Origin of the sequence: Helicobacter apodemus (assembly GCF_003097575.1) — a bacterium.
Taxonomy (GTDB): domain Bacteria; phylum Campylobacterota; class Campylobacteria; order Campylobacterales; family Helicobacteraceae; genus Helicobacter_D; species Helicobacter_D apodemus.
Genome location: NZ_CP021886.1, coordinates 1,767,601 through 1,785,230, shown reverse-complemented (window position 1 = coordinate 1,785,230; position 17,630 = coordinate 1,767,601). Strand labels below are relative to the sequence as shown.

16 protein-coding genes and 1 pseudogene are annotated in these 17,630 nt (G+C 33.2%); 8 read left to right on the top strand and 9 right to left on the bottom strand.

Annotation, left to right across the window (positions count from 1 at the left end; genetic code table 11):
- Nucleotides 1-107: 107 nt before the first annotated feature.
- From CDV25_RS08855 to CDV25_RS08825, 7 genes and pseudogenes are all read right to left on the bottom strand, one after another.
- Complete coding sequence (locus CDV25_RS08855) at nucleotides 108-1,073, bottom strand: CDP-glycerol glycerophosphotransferase family protein (RefSeq protein WP_239056357.1); 966 nt, start codon at nucleotides 1,071-1,073, stop codon at nucleotides 108-110.
- Nucleotides 1,070-1,552, bottom strand: coding sequence for a hypothetical protein (locus CDV25_RS08850; protein WP_108911629.1), 483 nt, complete (start codon nucleotides 1,550-1,552; stop codon nucleotides 1,070-1,072). The genes CDV25_RS08855 and CDV25_RS08850 overlap by 4 nt, the downstream gene beginning before the upstream one ends.
- Entirely contained in the window at nucleotides 1,549-2,163 is a 615-nt protein-coding gene (locus CDV25_RS08845; protein WP_108911628.1) for a gamma-glutamyl-CDP-amidate hydrolase, read from the bottom strand. Before CDV25_RS08845 ends, CDV25_RS08850 begins: the two co-directional genes overlap by 4 nt.
- The gene (locus CDV25_RS08840; RefSeq protein WP_108911627.1) at nucleotides 2,151-4,469 is read right to left on the bottom strand and encodes a PEP-utilizing enzyme; all 2,319 of its coding nucleotides are present in this window, start codon (nucleotides 4,467-4,469) and stop codon (nucleotides 2,151-2,153) included. Before CDV25_RS08840 ends, CDV25_RS08845 begins: the two co-directional genes overlap by 13 nt.
- Nucleotides 4,470-4,578: 109 nt before the next feature.
- Nucleotides 4,579-6,129 carry a DUF2972 domain-containing protein gene (locus CDV25_RS08835; protein WP_108911626.1) on the bottom strand — a complete coding sequence of 517 codons (1,551 nt, stop codon included), beginning with the start codon at nucleotides 6,127-6,129 and terminating at the stop codon, nucleotides 4,579-4,581.
- Nucleotides 6,130-6,351: 222 nt separating this feature from the next.
- Nucleotides 6,352-6,522: pseudogene (locus CDV25_RS10955) on the bottom strand (DUF8374 domain-containing protein); the annotation flags it as partial.
- 483 nt (nucleotides 6,523-7,005) lie between these two features.
- A complete protein-coding gene (locus tag CDV25_RS08825; protein ID WP_108911624.1) occupies nucleotides 7,006-7,890 on the bottom strand; it encodes a DUF2972 domain-containing protein in 885 nt (294 codons plus the stop codon).
- A gap of 156 nt (nucleotides 7,891-8,046) precedes the next feature.
- Between CDV25_RS08825 and CDV25_RS08820 the strand changes: the two genes are divergently transcribed.
- From CDV25_RS08820 to CDV25_RS08785, 8 genes are all read left to right on the top strand, one after another.
- Nucleotides 8,047-9,009 (top strand): DUF2972 domain-containing protein, encoded by a 963-nt coding sequence (locus CDV25_RS08820; protein ID WP_108911623.1) that lies wholly within the window; start codon nucleotides 8,047-8,049, stop codon nucleotides 9,007-9,009.
- A 119-nt stretch (nucleotides 9,010-9,128) separates the two neighbouring features.
- On the top strand, nucleotides 9,129-9,977 hold the full coding sequence (gene accD / locus CDV25_RS08815; RefSeq protein ID WP_108911622.1) for an acetyl-CoA carboxylase, carboxyltransferase subunit beta: 849 nt from the start codon (nucleotides 9,129-9,131) through the stop codon (nucleotides 9,975-9,977).
- The gene (locus CDV25_RS08810; RefSeq protein ID WP_108911621.1) at nucleotides 9,974-10,435 is read left to right on the top strand and encodes a 23S rRNA (pseudouridine(1915)-N(3))-methyltransferase RlmH; all 462 of its coding nucleotides are present in this window, start codon (nucleotides 9,974-9,976) and stop codon (nucleotides 10,433-10,435) included. Before accD ends, CDV25_RS08810 begins: the two co-directional genes overlap by 4 nt.
- 11 nt (nucleotides 10,436-10,446) lie before the next feature.
- Nucleotides 10,447-10,806: an RNA polymerase-binding protein DksA gene (dksA, locus tag CDV25_RS08805; protein ID WP_108911620.1), complete on the top strand. Its 360-nt coding sequence runs from the start codon at nucleotides 10,447-10,449 to the stop codon at nucleotides 10,804-10,806.
- Nucleotides 10,803-11,822, top strand: coding sequence for a hypothetical protein (locus tag CDV25_RS08800; RefSeq protein WP_108911619.1), 1,020 nt, complete (start codon nucleotides 10,803-10,805; stop codon nucleotides 11,820-11,822). Before dksA ends, CDV25_RS08800 begins: the two co-directional genes overlap by 4 nt.
- Before the next feature lie 8 nt (nucleotides 11,823-11,830).
- A complete protein-coding gene (gene pyrF / locus CDV25_RS08795; protein WP_108911618.1) occupies nucleotides 11,831-12,526 on the top strand; it encodes an orotidine-5'-phosphate decarboxylase in 696 nt (231 codons plus the stop codon).
- Nucleotides 12,520-13,272, top strand: coding sequence for an MnmC family methyltransferase (locus CDV25_RS08790; RefSeq protein WP_108911617.1), 753 nt, complete (start codon nucleotides 12,520-12,522; stop codon nucleotides 13,270-13,272). Before pyrF ends, CDV25_RS08790 begins: the two co-directional genes overlap by 7 nt.
- A 125-nt stretch (nucleotides 13,273-13,397) precedes the next feature.
- Entirely contained in the window at nucleotides 13,398-14,084 is a 687-nt protein-coding gene (locus CDV25_RS08785; RefSeq protein WP_108911616.1) for an endonuclease, read from the top strand.
- Here CDV25_RS08785 and mnmG read toward each other — a convergent pair.
- Both mnmG and CDV25_RS08775 read right to left on the bottom strand, forming a co-directional pair.
- Nucleotides 14,071-15,972, bottom strand: a complete 1,902-nt coding sequence (gene mnmG / locus CDV25_RS08780) for a tRNA uridine-5-carboxymethylaminomethyl(34) synthesis enzyme MnmG (RefSeq protein ID WP_108911615.1) — start codon at nucleotides 15,970-15,972, stop codon at nucleotides 14,071-14,073. The genes CDV25_RS08785 and mnmG overlap by 14 nt on opposite strands.
- A gap of 96 nt (nucleotides 15,973-16,068) precedes the next feature.
- Nucleotides 16,069-17,535: an NCS1 family transporter gene (locus CDV25_RS08775; RefSeq protein ID WP_108911614.1), complete on the bottom strand. Its 1,467-nt coding sequence runs from the start codon at nucleotides 17,533-17,535 to the stop codon at nucleotides 16,069-16,071.
- Nucleotides 17,536-17,630: the final 95 nt, after the last annotated feature.

Below are 17,630 nucleotides of genomic sequence, written 5' to 3'. Positions count from 1 at the left end.
ATAATTTTCGGATTTGCCGATGTTAAACACAATCTCTTCTCTAAAATTTTCAATCTTTAAACGCATTTTAGAGAAATCACAAGTTTCTATTTGCCTCTTTAATTCCTTTAATCTCCTAGCATATCCCCCCCCCCCTCCCCACAGACATAAGGGATGTATTTTTCAAGATTAGAATTACTTTTGTAGGGTTTATAAAAAAAGGAAGGTTTAAGAGTCGTTAGAGCAAAAGTATAAGCACTGCTAGAATAATCACTTAGCACAAAATCACTAAAATTATAAAACCCGCTCCCTAATGCCTCATCAAAGCTTACCCTCTCCTCATTCCTCCAATTCTCTTTGATAAGCTGATAATATCCGTGATTAGCATAGACATTCAAAGGATATGCACGATAAGATATTTGGTAATGGGTATTTTCCAATAACCATTCCACCAAATTATTTTCATAACCTGTAAAGAGATTCACATAAACATTATTACTCTCATCCACATAACGCAAGAGCGGTGCATAAGTAATAGTATTTAAGGGTGTTTCGTGATATTCCTCTAAAGATTTATCAAATTTAGGATAACCTGCATTTAAGATTTTCGCACCTTTTTTATGCTTCTTATAAGCCTGTGTTGTAATACTTGTAGGAGAGAGGATATAATCAAAAACAAGGGGATTCCCCGTAGATTCTATGAGGCTATGAGGAAAATAAATGCGTTTAGCACTCTTACTCAAAAATTCCCTATCAATCCTACCCCCCTCATACCCAACTTCATCCGCAGTTAAAATCAAATCAATATTAGGAATATCTGCATTTAAATAATAAATCTCTCCATTTTCAATAACCCGATAAGGAAACAAAACATTCGCATTAGCACTACTTTCAAATTCATCATTTAAGATTCTATCCACAATGGTAATAACATTATAATCCCGCTTTAATTTACTAATTAAACCCCCAAAATGTTTGCGATAAGTAGGGTAATAGGCAATCACTAAAATATTTTTTCTCTCATTACTTAAATAGGATTGAATCTTAGAGGTAGCTTGAGAGATAAAGGCGTTAATTTGCTCTTGTATATTCATAAGAAATCCCTCTGTAAAAAGCTCTCTATCTCTCTTGTCTTAGCTTTAAAATCTAAAGTTTTGCAAATATCTTTTAAGTCTTTCAAACTAAAAGCAAAATAAGCACAATCTTGCAAGAGTTTATAAAATTTATCTTGATTAAAACTAATCCCGGTAATACCGCTTAAAAACACAATGCTTGGTTTAGCAAAACTCAAAGAATATTCAAAAATACGATTGCTAAAATCACTCACTAATACATCCGTATCTTTTGCCTTTTGCATTTGGTTAATGTGGGAAATAGGACAACCCTTAAGAGCTTCTAAGATTGTTGTATGATAGGTTTTTGGAGTCTGTGTATGGGGAAAATAGAGAACTTCCCCTTTATCCCCGACAATCTCACATAAGCTCTCTAAAACCCCAATCTCAAACCCGCAAACAACATTTGTATGCAAATCATCCATAGAACCCCTAAAACTTGGTGCATAAACTACTTTCATATCCCCCCTTTAAAAGAAGCTCTCCATTGATAAAAGGTATTATCCCCATCCATTCCTCCTTTGCGCTCTATATGCCACATTATACCATAGAGGTGCAATCTCCTATGCCTAAAAGATTCTATGCTCTCATCCTCTGCTAGGCTTAAAGCCTCTAATTCCTCCCCTAACACCCTAATCCCATAATTATGAAAGGAATTAACCCAAAACTGCCGCTTAGTGCTAATTTCTGTAATATTATGCTCCCCTATATGGCAAAGCACCTTTTGCAAATGCGAATGAAAATAACTAGCAATCATCTGTGCCCCACGACAAATACCCAAGAGTGGAATATTATGTTGCATACAAACTTCAATAATCTTACGCTCATAAATATCACGCATTTGACAAAGAGGATTTGAGTTAAACATAGATAAATCATTCCCCCCACTTAAAATCACTGCTTTTAAAAATGGAATATATTGGCAAAAATCTATGTTGTAATCTAGGGGTAGAGGTAAATACCCTAATAAATGCTTATTAAAAAACTCCCCCCACTCTAAACTCAAAGCCTCCCTTATTTCAACATAATCGGTATTTTCAACCAATCGTTGGGAGATCCCTATAAAAGACATAAAATCTGCCCACTTTGACAATCTAAGGTCAATTTCTTACTTTGCAAGTATTGATTAAAAGCCTCTTCCCCTACCCCAATAGCTGCGGGTAATCCAATCTCTGATGCCCGAATTGCCATATGAGAATTAGCCCCACCATAACAAGTAATAAATCCTGCAATCTCTTTAGCGAATAAATAATCATATCCGGGATCTGCGGCATAAATAAGCACGATTTTCCCCTTTATATCCTTTTGCTTTTCTAAAGCAACTAAGGCAGTAATACTTTTTTGGGTAATGAAATTTGCTACAGCCCCGCCACTAAAAAAGCTAAAAATCTCCTCCTCATCACAAAGTAAAGAAGGGAGTTTAAGGGCTTGAGTAATCTTATATTCCTCCTTATGCCGCTCTATCTCATCTAAAAATCTCTCTCTTGGATTCTTAGAATACAGCGAAGAATACAGGGACAAAATATTTTTTATATCTAAGTGTGCTATATCCTCCTTACTAATCCCATAATACTGCCCAAGATCTCCGATATACACTAACACAAGCGATAATAATTTGGTAAATTCAAATTTCGCATATTCCCTACCCTCAATAGCTAAACGCAAAAACTTCAAAAACTCCTCTGCACTAACTTCTAAACCATTTTCGCAAAGCAGAGTATCAAGCTCTTTTTTCTGTTTATCATTCAAGCAAAATCTTCCTTGAATCTCCCTTTGCTTTTGAGTTTCCACATTAGAAACATCATTAAAATAATCCAAAAAAGCTTCATCATAACGCGGGGAGAGGATATTATAAGTCCCTGCCCTTAAATGCCCAAACTCTTTCAAAAACTCTTCTTTATTAGTTTTATTAAGATTCTTTGTGGCTTCACTTAATTGCTTGCTTACACTCTTTAAAGAGTTTAAAAAACTCTCCTTTAAAGCAGGGGTAAAAAACCCAATTTCAACCAAAGAATTAAGCATAGATACCGCTACAAATCCCGCTCTAGCAACTCCAGCAAAAGGAAGCGTCCCATACCTCTTACACTCCTCAATAAGCCAATAAATCTTATCAATAAGCGGCAAAGGAGATTCTTTTATTTCCTCATAATAAGCCTTTAATCGTTTAATCTTTTTAATATCCTTTAAATAAAGCCCTTTTTTATGCTTGATAATAGAATTTGTAAGCTCTAAAAGGGAAAATTCCAACCTTTTAATTTCATTTTCGTTAAATCCAAAGTCAAGTAATTTTTGAAGTTTTTTAGGGGTATTAAGATCATAACAAGAAAAAACAATATCAAATTCTATTTTATCGTGCAAATGGGGGCTTGTTGTTAAAGATTGCAAATAATAATTCACGAGCTTTTTGGTAATTTTTTTATCTAAACTTTTAGGAATAAAGGAATTAAAAGATAACCGCACATCAATATAAGGAATACCCAAAAAAGAGTGCATTAGAGGATGAGAGCGGAGATTTAGATAACCATAATTATCCCTTTGATAAGCCCAAATATTATCGGTAATAATTTCTTTATACAAACTCAAAGCTAATCGTTTAGGTCTAAGCCCAATAATTTCAGCGGGATTCCAATCAGGCATAACGCCAAAAATAGCCCTCTCTCCATAAACATCAGGAGCAGGTTTTTGTAGATTTATAAAACGTTTTTGAAGTCGTTTTAAAGCTTCTAAAGGAACAAATTCATAGAGGTTAATTTTATCTTTCATTACAAGCGGACGCACTTGCAGACAATAAAGCTTAGAGTCTTTAGTCATAGCAAATTCAACATCTAAATAATTGCATTTAAATAAAGATTCAAGTTCTAAAATCAAAGCGATAATTTTTTGCATTCGTGGATTCTTGCACTCTGCAAAACGATAATGAAAAAAACTTACTACCTCTTTAGAAGTGCCATCAGTAATACCACTACTAGAACCACTTTTGTCATATTGCAAGCAAAAATAAGGCGAAAAATTTTCTTTATCGACACTAAACCCCACTCCACAAAGTGTAATACTCTTAAGCATAGGTTGAATGAGGATCTCATCCTCCTCATTAGGCATAGAATCCGCTACTTCATCTAAAGCCTTAAGCAAAGAAGATTCTTCATTCTTGATATTTGCAAGACTTAAAAAAGCTCCTGCATTAGAGCACTCTTGACTATCCTCATTACAAGAAGAACTCCTTATGATAACATATTCACTCCCTAAAGCTTGTATTGCTAAAAGAGCCTTTTGCCTATCTTTAGCTTTAGTAATAACTAAGGGCAAAATTTCCGCACTCTTTAAAAGAGGCTTTAGCTGCTTAAGATTCTGTGCTTTAGAGAGAAATTTTAATGCCATTACCACCCCTTAATTTTTATTAATCTTTAACGAGTTTTACCCCGCTTCATACAAATTTAAGCCCAGATTATACCAAAATCCTCCTAATACCCACTCTTAAATCACTTCCTTATTCCTCTTCACACATTTTCACAAACTCTTGATAATATTTCCAAGATTTTAGAATATCAGGTCTTACTTCCTTAATATGGATTAACTCCTCATCTAAAATAGCCTTTAGATTTTCTTTTACTTTTGTATTATCTCTCAAATATTCCAAAACATCCTTTTCTTTTAGCATCATCTCCTCTGTCCTATCAAGCTCTTCTTTAATAGCCTCACAAAAGTCTTTTAAATACTCTTTTGTAGCACTATAAAATTCTTTATCATTTTCTAAAATTTCTAAATGTTCTTTACTCACATAAACCCCCATATCATTACATAAATCATTTTGGATAATTTGGGGCAAAATATTAATAACATTTTTATCATTTTGTAGGCGATTAAGCGTTAAAACCACACTATTTTTTTCATCAATCAAAAAGTTTTCTTTATTTTCTTGATCTTTTTTAAATAAATTTGGAATATCTGCTTTGTTTGCATATAATCTTAAGGGGAGCAAATACCTAATATATCCTCTAAATTCTTTCATCTTAAAAATCATCTTACTTTCTTCGCTTGGTGGATTAAATCCAAATTTATGAGCTAAATTAGTCATAGTTTCAAATGCTCTTTGTTGGCTTATCTCACTCATATCAATATAATAAATGTTACGAGTATTAAAATATTTTATCAATGCGCTATAAATAAAACAAAAACGTTTCATATATCTAAAGTCATCATCATACATACTTCTCTTGCTTGGTTTCAAAAAGTCTGAATAATTATGCCAATTATGAGTCAAATTAAATTTGGTTTTATTTCTTTTATTTGCGGCAAAGAAACCTCTAGCATCTCTCCCATAAACATGCTTAATCAATCCTATTGGATCTCTTATAGTAAAGACGATAGGTAAATTTTGATTAAATAATGATAAATATTTATCATAATCTTTTGTATAGACAAATTCAGAAATACTAATTACTTGAGCCTCTCCATTGTTGATAGGTCTATAGTTATTACAATATTTTCCTTTCCCATCTAATTCAATCCTAGGCAAGATACACGAAACCCCACAACACCTAATGAGATACCTATAAAAAGCGGTAGCCCCAGCACCATGTGGTGTAATCCACAAAAATGTAGCGGGCAATGGCAAATTCAAATCCCAAGCAAGGGAAGCAGGAATACTCTCATAACTTAAGTTTGCATAAGGCTTTAAATTCTCTTGTGTATTATCTCCTTGTTGCTTACTTATTCCTTTAATAGTCCCTTTTCTATTGTGAGTTTCTTTCTCTTTAGTTTCTTTACTTTGAATCTCTACTTCTTTACCTTCTTTAGTTTCTCTATCCTCTCTATCTCCTCTCCTTTGTAATTCTCCTCCATCCTCACTTCTACCTCTATCCTCTCTTTGAGATTTTACTTCTATGCTTTCTTTCTTATATAATCTCTTAGGATTAAGTAAAGGGGGATAAGGATGATTAGTCTTTATATATTGTTCTTTAAATTCTTTAGATTCTAACCATTCTAAAATAATTTGAGAATGGTTTAAAAGAAAATTTAAATGTTTAGAAAATAACACTTCAAAGTTAATAGCCCTAGCCTTTGCAATAATAAGTTCTAATCTTTCTAAAGGATAAGGATTAGTTTGTAAATCTTTGATGAGTATTTCTAATTTTTTAAGCGGAATAGCATTAAAGATAAAAGCATAAGATTCTAAAAAAGCTTTTTGTTTTTGAAAGATTTTATAGTCTTCTTTGGCTTTTTTAAGATTAGTGTAGAGTTTTAAATATCCTCCCTTATACCAAGTTTTATTAGCTAAGATAAAAGCTTCTCCTAATTTATAAGAAAGATGATTTTTAAGTTTTATAACCTCTAAAGCAGGATAGGAAGAAAGCGAAGGATTTTTAAGTTGTGGGAATACTTCAAGGGCTTGGTTGTAGAATCTTGTATTAGTTTTATGCCTTTGCTTTATTTTATAAAGGCAAATTAATAAAGATATTCCCCCCCCCCCACTCTTATAAAGTTATAGAGGTTAAGGAAAGGATTATTGTTATTCTTTAGCATTAAGTGTTGCTTTCTTTGTTTATCGTAATCTATAAGTTTAGAACCTAATTGGTATGCTAAATGGTTTTTTATTCTAAAGGAAAGGTTAAAAGAATTAAGGGGGGAATCTTTATAGGGGTTGGGGCTGTTTGGATTAAAGTTAGGGTCAGAGTGAGACATTCAAGGATTCCTTATTGTTAAGATGTTTATTAATTTTGTTATTTATCATTAATGTTTTCTTTAATTGCTTTAGTTTATTTTAGCTTCATTGCTTTCTTTGAATAAAGATTCTCTTTTTATTTGGATTAAAATTCTCCTATCTTTAAAGACTCTCTTTTAGAAGATAAAAGTCAATTAATCTTAAACATAAACTATAAAAATAAAGAAATTATTATAGCAGATAATGGGGGGATTAGATAATATTAGCATCAGCACAAATCCTAAGAAACTCTTGATAATATTTCCAAGAATCTATAATATGGGGAGATTGCGATTTAATAATTTCAATATCTCCTTGAACTTGCTTTTTAAATTCTAAGGCAAGTTTTGGATGATTTTTAAAATAGTTTAATATATCTTGTTCGCTAAAAAGATTGTCTTGAATATTTTTGATATAACCCCTTAATGCACTAAAATATTTCTCAAAATATTCTTGAAGCAATCGCAATAAAGTTTTATTTTCCATTAATACTCTAAATTCCTCTTGCTTAACATACAAAACAAGATTATCTTGTGGTGCTTTAACCTTTATAGAATTCATTATATTTATAAGCTTATTATCGTGATTTGGATGCAATTGATAGGTTGTAATCAATACTTGTATTTCTTGTATGTGTTTATCAACATCTTTTGTATCCACTCTTAAATTACAAGGCAGCATTATTAAACCCTCATACCGATTAACCTTACCACTAAAAGCTTTGGAATTTTGTGGAAGATTAAAATGTAAGATTTTAGATAATTGCATAAAAGTATAAAAAGCCCTCTCACCACTAATTGCATCAATAGGGATAAAATAAACTTTAGAAATGGCATTTTTGAGCCATTTTAATCTTAACCCAAGTCCTCCCAAGTCTCCCCACATTAAAGAAAAATTATTCCCCTTGAGGATATTAATATCGGGTTTATTTTTATAAGCTCCACGATAATAAATTTGCGGAAATGATATTTCATCCTTTAAAGAAAAATTTTTAAACTTAAGTTTAGACTCTGTGCTAGCAATATGATTAACACCTGTTTTTAATCGACTAATATAATCTCTAGTAATACTAAAAATGGGAACTTTTTTATCTAGCAAATTCCCAAATTTTTCCGCACCTTTTTGCCAAGCATTAAAAGAAAATATAATATTTTTACTCTCTAAATAATTTTGATATAAATAAATATACGCACTTTTGTATTCTTTAAACCTCCAACATATATTCGTTTTTTAGAAAATCCTTTTAAAAATCCTATGCTAGTGCTTTCGCAACATTTAGGGGGTAGAGATAGCCATAAGTTTTGCTCTTTGTTACAAACAAAAACAATTATAGCAATGACAAGAGATCCCTTTAGCGTCTTTAAAAGTGCTATTAATCATTGGGATTCTGAATTTAATAAAAGAATGTTACACAACTTAAATCTTACCTATGAAATTAAAAATCTTTTTGGTGTTACTTATCTCAATAGCAATGGCAAATCTGTTGATAAGCCTGATATTACCCGTCTCAATAGTATGGTTAGTGGGGCTTGTAGTTCAAATACTTTGCGTATTTTTATTGAAAATGGATTCTTTCCTTATTACTTAGATGTTTTAAATTTATATCCTAATGTGCTTGTTAGTAGTGCTAGAAAATTAGCCGATGATTTTGGCTGGAATCTTGATGAGAATAGTATTTCTAGTCTCACAAAGCAAAATTTTCGTGGGAAATTTTATCCCAATCTCCCTAGATGTTTAATCGCACATTATGATGATTTGAAAAAAACAACTAAAAATGATCCTCAAAGCCTAACAAAAGAGGGTGGAATCAAGATTCACATTAGTGATTCTGCATTAGCTAATCCTAGTTTTTTGGATATTACAAAAGACCTGTTTCCAAAGGACTTTTTGGAGTTTTTAAATGAAGATATAATGTTTTTTGTAAAAACACAAAGCGACAAAATGGCACTAATGCAACATAAGATGTTGTTAGAGATAACAAGGGATTATTTAAAGGAGTTTGTGAAGGTTTTGAAAGAGACAACCATAAGACAAAATAAGTATTTGGTAAGTGAGAGTGATGAAATTTATTATGTTTGTCAAAGCAGACAATTGCGTAAGGATTTAAAAAATGCTATTAATAAAAATTGTGCTCATCTTAAAATGAATCGTCCTGATATTCTAAAGTCTTGGAAATATTATCAAGAGTTTCTTAGGATTTGTAAGGAGGTGGATTAAATCCCGATTATATAAAGATAAATAGAGTGAATGGCGTAATAAAGTCTCCTTGATTTTAATCAATATTAAAAAAAAATATATTATGATTAGGGCTTTAGTATGTTGTGCAAGGAGTGTAAGTGGGATTTGCAGATTTTTTTAAAAATTTTACGAAAGATGAAAGAGCTACTCCCCAAGAAGCCCCTAGTCATTGGGTGAAATGTCCTAGTTGTAATGCACTCACCTATTATAAGGAGGTAGTATTGCAATTCCATACTTGCCCCAAGTGTAATTTCCACATGAGAATTAGCCTTGATGATAGAATCGCTTTGCTTTGTGATGAAGGCAGCTTTATCGAATATGATAAAGAATTATCCCCTAATGATCCTTTGAAATTTGTTGATAAAAAAAGCTATAAAAAACGGATTGAGGAATACCAAAAAAAATGTGGGCGACCCAGCTCTATTGTTAGCGGTGAGTGCAAAATTGAAGGAATAGAAGTTGAATTAGTTTTGTTTGATTTTAACTTTATGGGGGGATCTTTAGCCTCTGTAGAGGGTGAAAAGATCGTGCGTGCTATTAATCGTGCTATTGCTAAAAAAATCCCTTTAATTATCATAAGTGCAAGTGGTGGAGCTAGAATGCAAGAATCTACCTATTCTTTAATGCAAATGGCAAAGACCTCTGCAGCCCTTAATGCTTTAAGTGCAGAGAGATTGCCTTTTATCTCTATACTTAGTGATCCTACAATGGGGGGCGTTAGTGCTTCTTTTGCCTTTTTGGGTGATATTATTATGGCAGAGCCTGGAGCAATGATAGGATTTGCTGGTGCTAGAGTGATTAAGCAGACTATTGGGGAGGATTTACCGCCAAGATTCCAAACCGCGGAGTTTTTGTTAGAACACGGATTGATTGATATGATAGTGCAACGCAAAGAGATGAAAAGCACCCTTGCACAGCTTTTAGAATATTTTAAAGTGAATCCTTGATTAAGGTAATAGTTTATTATATTGCAAAAGATGCTCTAAGCAATCATCTTTGTGAAGAGTATAAACGTCTAGTCTCTTATTTTGGAGTCAAAATGGAACTTGTGAATATGTTTTGCAAAAACATTAAGGATGGTCAAAAAAATAATGAAATAGAAGCAAAAAGGGCTTATACACAAGCATTTCTTAAAGTTTTTAAAGAAACTTCTTATAAGGTTGCACTCACTCCAGAGGGAAGAAACCTAGATACCTTTGGGTTTGCTGAAATATTAAAAGATAAGGCAGAGATTGTATTTTTTATTGGAGGGGCTTATGGATTAGAACAGGGGTTTTTACACGAGTGTGATTTATGTGTTTCTTTATCATCATTAACTTTTAGTCATAGTATAGCAAGAATTGTATTGAGTGAACAAATTTATCGGGGTTTTTGTTTGTTAAACAATCATCCTTATCATAAGTGAAAGGGAGAGTTATGCATCAAGATAAGTTAGAGAGTTTTAAAAAGATTTTGTTGGCTAAGAAGAATGCGATTTTGGAGCATAATGCTCAACACCAAAGCAATGTCGAACAAATGCGTAATATAAAAGGAGATGAAGCGGATTATGCGACAATGAGTGCAGAAAATACTTTAGAGAAGTCAATTTTTCAAAAGCATCATCGAGAATTAGAATATATTGAGATAGCTTTAGAAAAAATAGAAAATGGAGTGTATGGGATTTGTGAAATGTGTAATGAACATATAGCACTTGGGAGATTAAAAGCAAAACCCCACGCAAAATATTGTATAGTATGCCGAGAAATTGTTGAAAAAGATCTAAAGGATAAAGTATGAAATGGAAATATTATTTAGGAGCTTTGCTAGTCTTTGTTGTGCTTTTGGGATTGTATGTTTATTCTTTAAGTGGAGAGAGATATACTTATCATATACCTTTTAGTCCATATACTATTACATTACCTTTAGCAATTTGGTTTGTTATTCCTGTTTTATTGTTTTTTATCATTATTGTGTGTTTGCGTCTTGGTGGTATATATCGGATGTGGAGAAGAGAAAATAAATATAAAAATGATTATAAGCTTTTATTAGAACAGATTGAAAATCAACTCTTAGATAAGAAAGTATCCCTTAGGCAACCAAGTATGGATTGCTATAAAAGGCTTTCTATTTTACTCGATAATCTTATTTTTGGTGTTAAAGAGGGAGTGTTAGCAAAAAGTGGTGAGAGCAGATTAGATGAGCTTTTAGAAGTTTTAGGGGATTTAAAGAAAGGAAAAGATGTGAATCTTAAACGTTTCTCGCTCCCTAATAATTCCTCTTTTATCCGTCAAAATACTTTTAATCAAATTGAAAATGATGAAAAATTTGCTTTAGAGGTTTTAAAAAAATCGCATTTTGACAATGAATATAAGCAAGCAGCGTTTAAGAAGATTCTTGATAAGGGTGCTACTAAGGATATTAAGCATTTTCTTAGTGAAGTAAAGATGAATAAAGATTTAGCCGATACAATGCTTGGAATGTGCTATGCTAAAAAAATCCAACTTAATAATGAAGAAATTGCTAAACTTTGCAAGGAAGTAGAATATACCAAAGAAGACTATTTGCATTTAGCACAAAAAATCAAAAAATGTTATGAGCCGGGTTTATGGGTTAGTTTATTTGAAAACTTAGCAAATGAGGATGAGAAAGCTGAAATGGCGTATTTTTATGTTTTATTAGATTTAGAAATGCTTGATGAAGCTAAAGAACGATTAAATACTTATCCCCAAAATGAGTTTTTAAAGATTCGTGCCTATTTGGATTTAAAAAGCGTTGGCAAAAAATATCCCTTAGAACTCTTTTTGTTGGATTAGGAGAGATTGTGAAGCTTTGTGTTGCTCTTGATTTAGCAAGTGCAAAAGAAAATCTTGATTTATTAGAACTTTTAAGGGATTATGGGATTTGGGTTAAAGTTGGATTAAGAAGCTTTATACGCGATGGACAAGCATTTTTGCATGCTATTAAAGCCATTAATCCTGCCTTTAAGATTTTTTTGGATTTGAAGCTTTATGATATTCCTAATACAATGGGTGATAGCATTGATGAAATCGCTAAGCTTGACGTTGATATGGTTACTCTACACGCTAGTAGTGGTAGAGTGGGTATGCGTGAAGTTATGGAACGTTTAGAAGTTATTGAAAATCCTCCTTTGGTTATGGCAGTTAGTGCTTTAACAAGCTTTGATGAAGAATCATTTTTTGAAATCTATCATAGGGATATTCCCTCCCAAGTCTTAGAGTTTGCAAAAATGGCTTCTAGCGTTGGAGTAAATGGCATAGTGTGTTCTTGTCTAGAATCTTTACAGATTAAACAAACTTTTAGTCGGGATTTTTTGACCTTAACACCAGCTATAAGACCTTTTGGTGAGGGAAGTGGAGATCAAAAGAGGGTAGCGAATTTGCAAGATGCCAAAGAAGCAATGAGTGATTTTATTGTCGTAGGACGCCCAATTTATAAAGCGGCAAATCCACAAGAAGTTGTTAAGAAAATTTTAGAGACTATGGAATTATCTTGTTAGAAGTTTTAACACAAGATTCAAGCTTTACACTCTTTAATCAATATTTTGGTGAGCATTATCATAATCTCCGCGATGGTGCTTTAAAAGAAACAATGCATAAACATATTTACCCAAGTTTTGCTTATGCTTTCTATAAAGGTTCTTTAAAGGTTTTAGATATTTGTTTTGGATTAGGTTATAACACACTTGCCTTGATAAGCTATGCAAGAGATAGGGGATATAAGGGTGTTTGGGAGATTCACTCTCCAGAGATAGATAAAACACTCCTTGCATCACTTAATGCTTATAACTACCCTAAGAATCTAGATAAGCATATTTTAAACAAACTCATCACAGAACAATATTATGAGGAGAAAAAACTTAAGGTTTATCTGCATTTAGGAGAAGCTAGAGAGACTTTAACGCATTTAAAAGGAAGTTTTGATATTGTCTTTCAAGATGCCTTTAGCCCTAAAAAGAATAAAATGCTTTGGACTTATGAGTATTTTAAAAAGCTTTTTGAAATGACTTCAGGGGATTGTATTATTACGACTTATTCGCAAAATTCTTCTATGCTCTATAGTGCTTATTTAGCGGGTTTTATACCTTATTTGTTAAAGCAAAAAGAGGTGCGGGATTCTGTTATTTTTACCAAAGTGGCTAATCCTTGTTTGGAAATTGAAAATGTTTCAAAAATTATAGCTATAGATATTCCTCATAAAATTGCTTTGAATAAGTGTTTAAAAGCCTTATATGATGAAAAATAATATATATTTAAATCTTAATTCCACAAACAAGAGCAGGATACTTAGCTTTTATCAACAAAGTTTTACTAAATGCAAATTTCAGGATTTCAGTCCATAAACAAAAAAGTTTAGTTCAAAGGTAGAATATGCGTTTCTTGGTGAGTATTTTAGTGATCTTGCAAATTTCTTTAGCGGATTCTTTTGCTACAGCCAAGACTACTTTAATCCAGTTTTTACAAGATAATCCCCATTACCAAAGGGATTTTTATTGTAACACCCCTTTTAGGTGGGTGAAAAATAGCTTCCAGATTATTCCTAGCCCCTCTTATACCCCTAGAAACAGATACACTAAAGAGGGTAAAATCAACTTAAGGGCTAGACAAATAGAGCTAGAACATATAATGCCAGCACATACCTTTGGCAAACATTTAGCTTGTTGGAAAAGAGGAGGTAGGAGGGAATGTGCCAATGATTCTTTATTTAAGAAAATGGAGGGAGATTTGCAAAATATCGTTCCTGTTATTGGTGAGATAAATGCCGATAGGGGGAATCTTCCCTTTAGAGAAGCCCCTAAAAGATGGCTTTTAAATCAATATGGACAATGTAAAGTTTATGCAAATTTCAAAGACAAAGAATTTTATCCAGCAAATTATTCTAAGGGTTGGATTGCTAGGAGTTATTTGTATATGGAAAAAACTTATAAAATAAGGCTCTCTAAAACAGAGCGTCAATTAATGCAGAGGTGGAATAGGATGTATCCTATGGATAAAAAAGAGCGGGATTTTAGGAATTTTTTAAGAGTGCAAAAAATGCAAAAACTTATGAGGTTTTAACGAGGTTTTTATGGTGGAGATGGATATAAAGCTGTAGAACCTCTAAACTAGCAGGTGTGATACCGCTAATTTCACTAGCTTCAAAAAGACTTTTTGGGGTGAATTTCTTGAGTTTTTCTATAACTTCTAGGCTAAGACTTGGGATTTCATAGTTAAAATTATCCGGAATTTGAATGCTTAACATTTTATCCATATTATCAATAAGCATTTGTTGCTTTTGGATATAGCTTGCGTATTTTGCTTCTATTAGAATTTGCTCTAAAGCACGGAGTGAAAAGGATTTAAAAGGCGTTGGAATGAGTGTAGAAATTTGTAGGAGTTTAGATAAATCAAAACTCCTGCGGCTAAAAATAATTTGCCAAGTTGTTTTATCGCTAATTTTTTCTTCTTTTAAGGATTGTAGGAGATTTAGAATTTCTAGTGTTGGGGTTATAGAAGTCTCCCTAAGCCATTTTAATCCCTCTTGTATGCATTGCTTATCTTTAAGTAATCTTTGGTATTCTATCTGTGGCATTAAACCTAATTTATAGGCTAATTCCCCAAGTCTAAAAATCGCATTATCTTCACGCAACAAGAGGCGATATTCTGCACGGGAACTAAACATTCTATAAGGTTCTTTTGTCCCTTTAGTAACTAAATCATCAATCATAACTCCCAAATAAGCTTCATTGCGTTTAAGGATAATAGGTTCTTTACCCTTAGCACTTAAGGCAGCATTGATACCAGCTAGGATTCCTTGAGCGGCTGCTTCTTCATAGCCAGTTGTTCCATTAATCTGCCCTGCACAATAGAGATTTTTTATTTTTTTTGTTTCTAATGTATGTTTTAGCTCTGTGGGATTAATATAATCATATTCAATAGCATAACCATAACGCACAATTTCTGCATTTTCTAAACCTTCAATACTATGAATAATTGCTTCTTGAACATCAAAGGGTAGAGAGGTTGTTAAGCCATTAATATAATATTCATTAGCCTCCAATGTTTGGGGTTCTAAGAATAGCTGATGTCTCTCTTTATCGCTGAAGCGATAAACTTTATCTTCAATGCTTGGGCAATATCTTGGACCCACACCTTCAATTTGCCCTGTAAAAAGAGGGGTGCGATGAAAATTATCGCGAATGATTTGGTGGGTTTTAGCATTAGTGTAGGTTACATAGCAGGGTAGTTGGGTTGGGGCAAATGTTTGCTCCCCTAATTCTTTAGTGGTTTCTTGACTAAAATAAGGGGTTGGGGTGTCGCCATAATGTTTTTCTAAACATTCAAAGTTAATGCTACTTCCTTTAATCCTCGCGCAAGTTCCTGTTTTTAAACGCCCTATTTCAAGCCCTAAAGATTCTAAACATTTGCCAAGTTCCATAGCAGGAGGCTCTCCAGAACGTCCATTACTAGAAGTATTCTCCCCAATATGAATTTTACCCCTTAAAAATGTCCCTGTAGTTAAAATCACTTTTTTTGCCCGATAGATTTTGCCAATATTGGTTTTTACACCATTAATGGCGTCTTTTTCTATAATAAGGGATTCTACGATTTGCTGGGAAACTTCTAGGTTTGGTGTTTGGTAACATAAATCTCTTGCTAAGATTTTATACCTATCCATATCAATTTGAGCTCTTGTCCCACGCACGGCTGGACCTTTTGAGGCATTAAGAGTGCGGAATTGAATCCCTGTTTTATCGGTGATATATCCCATAACTCCACCAAGTGCATCTACTTCTTTAACAAGATGCCCTTTACCAAGTCCCCCAACAGCAGGATTGCAACTTGCAGCACCAATTTGCTCTACTAAAATGGTTAATAAAAGTGTTTTACAACCCATTTTAGCCGCTATGATAGAGGCTTCAATACCGGCATGACCGCCCCCAATAACTAAAACATCATAATCCATTTCTAACCTTTAGGGAAATTTTGTGGAATTATAGCTAAGTTCTTTGTAATTCCTCATCATCCCCCTTAAGGGGCAAAATTCTTTTAAGATTCTAATCTATCTATCCTCTCTAGAAGTTAGACTAAGATTTTCTGTCTTGACCCTCTGAAATTTCTCATTTTTATTATCATAGACCCAATTCATACCCACACTTGTCCCAAGAAAGCTATCATCCTTACTTGTAATTTCTGCTTGCGTGTATCTTGGTATAATCCAAACTTTCATTAATACAACATAGACAATGAGGCTTACAAAAAAACCTACTAAAAAAGCATAGCTCGTAAAATAAATGGCTAAACCCCCTCCAATTAACCAGCTTAAAAGACCTGCAAAATTAAAGCCTTTATAAAAGACAAACTGCCCATCATAGAGGTATAGATGAGGGACATTTACTTTTCTTTTGCGGATAATGTAATAATCTGCGATGATGATTCCTGCTATACCAGAGAGGACTGCACCATAGTAGCCAAGGAAAACAAAGAGATTATCTAAGATGAGCCAAGGCATAATGATAGTCCCAACGATACCTGCAAACACAACAGCGGTGAAATAATGAATCTTAGGTGCTCCAGCATTAACAAAGGCTAAAGCCGCAGGGATAAGGTTTGCAGGGGCATTAGTAGACCATTGAGAGAAAATCACCATAACAAGCAAAACAATCATTGTAAGCCCTGTGCCATTAGCCTGTATAACTTCTATAGGATTCCAAAGTCCTGCTGCTAAAAAAGAAATACCTCCAATAACACCTATCCAAGCCTGTGTAGCTGGAAGTGCTATAAGTTGTGCTATAAAGACATTTTTGTTTCTTTTAAAAAAGTTTTTTGCACCACTTTGGGTTTTTAAAAAACGCGTGAGATTAGGAATATCTATGGCTAAAGCAGACCAAAAGGACATATTTGCAAAGAAAAAGACAAAGAGATTAATATTTTCGCTACCTGCAAAAGTCCAGATATTAACGCCCTTAATCTGTGCTAGCTCTTCTAATGTGAAATACATCCAAATCGTTACGGCAATAATACAAGGTGCTGCCACTGAAGTAATGACCTCCACAGCCCTAATCCCCATACCTGTGCTAACTATTTGAATAATGCCAAAAAGCACATACCATATAAACCAATTATCAAAACCTAGTAGGTATTGGGAAATTCCATTTAAGGCTAAGGCTCCCAAATAGGTTTGAATCCCAAACCATATTGATGCTCCAATACCTCTTGCAATGGAGGGGAAATGTGTGCCCCTTATCCCAAATGGGGCTCGTAAATACACCGCAAAAGAAAGTCCATGTTCTATACCAATATCTGCTACAAGAGTCATAATAATAGCAATAGCTACATTGGCAATGAAAATCATGCTAAAAACTTCAAAAAGGGACATAGACTTAATGCCTGTCTCTCCTAGCGAAAAAGTAGCGATAATAACTGCCATACTTATCCACATCCAAATAAAACCTATGAAGCCTATTGTTCTTTGGTTATTCCACACAGGTAATATGGCTTCTTCTAAGAGATGATTTTTTTCTTGCATATTCTGCTCCTTAAACAAATATATAAATACCCTTTTGACTATAATTTATTGCCTAAAGTCCTCTTTATATCTATAAATCTGTAGAATAAAAGTGA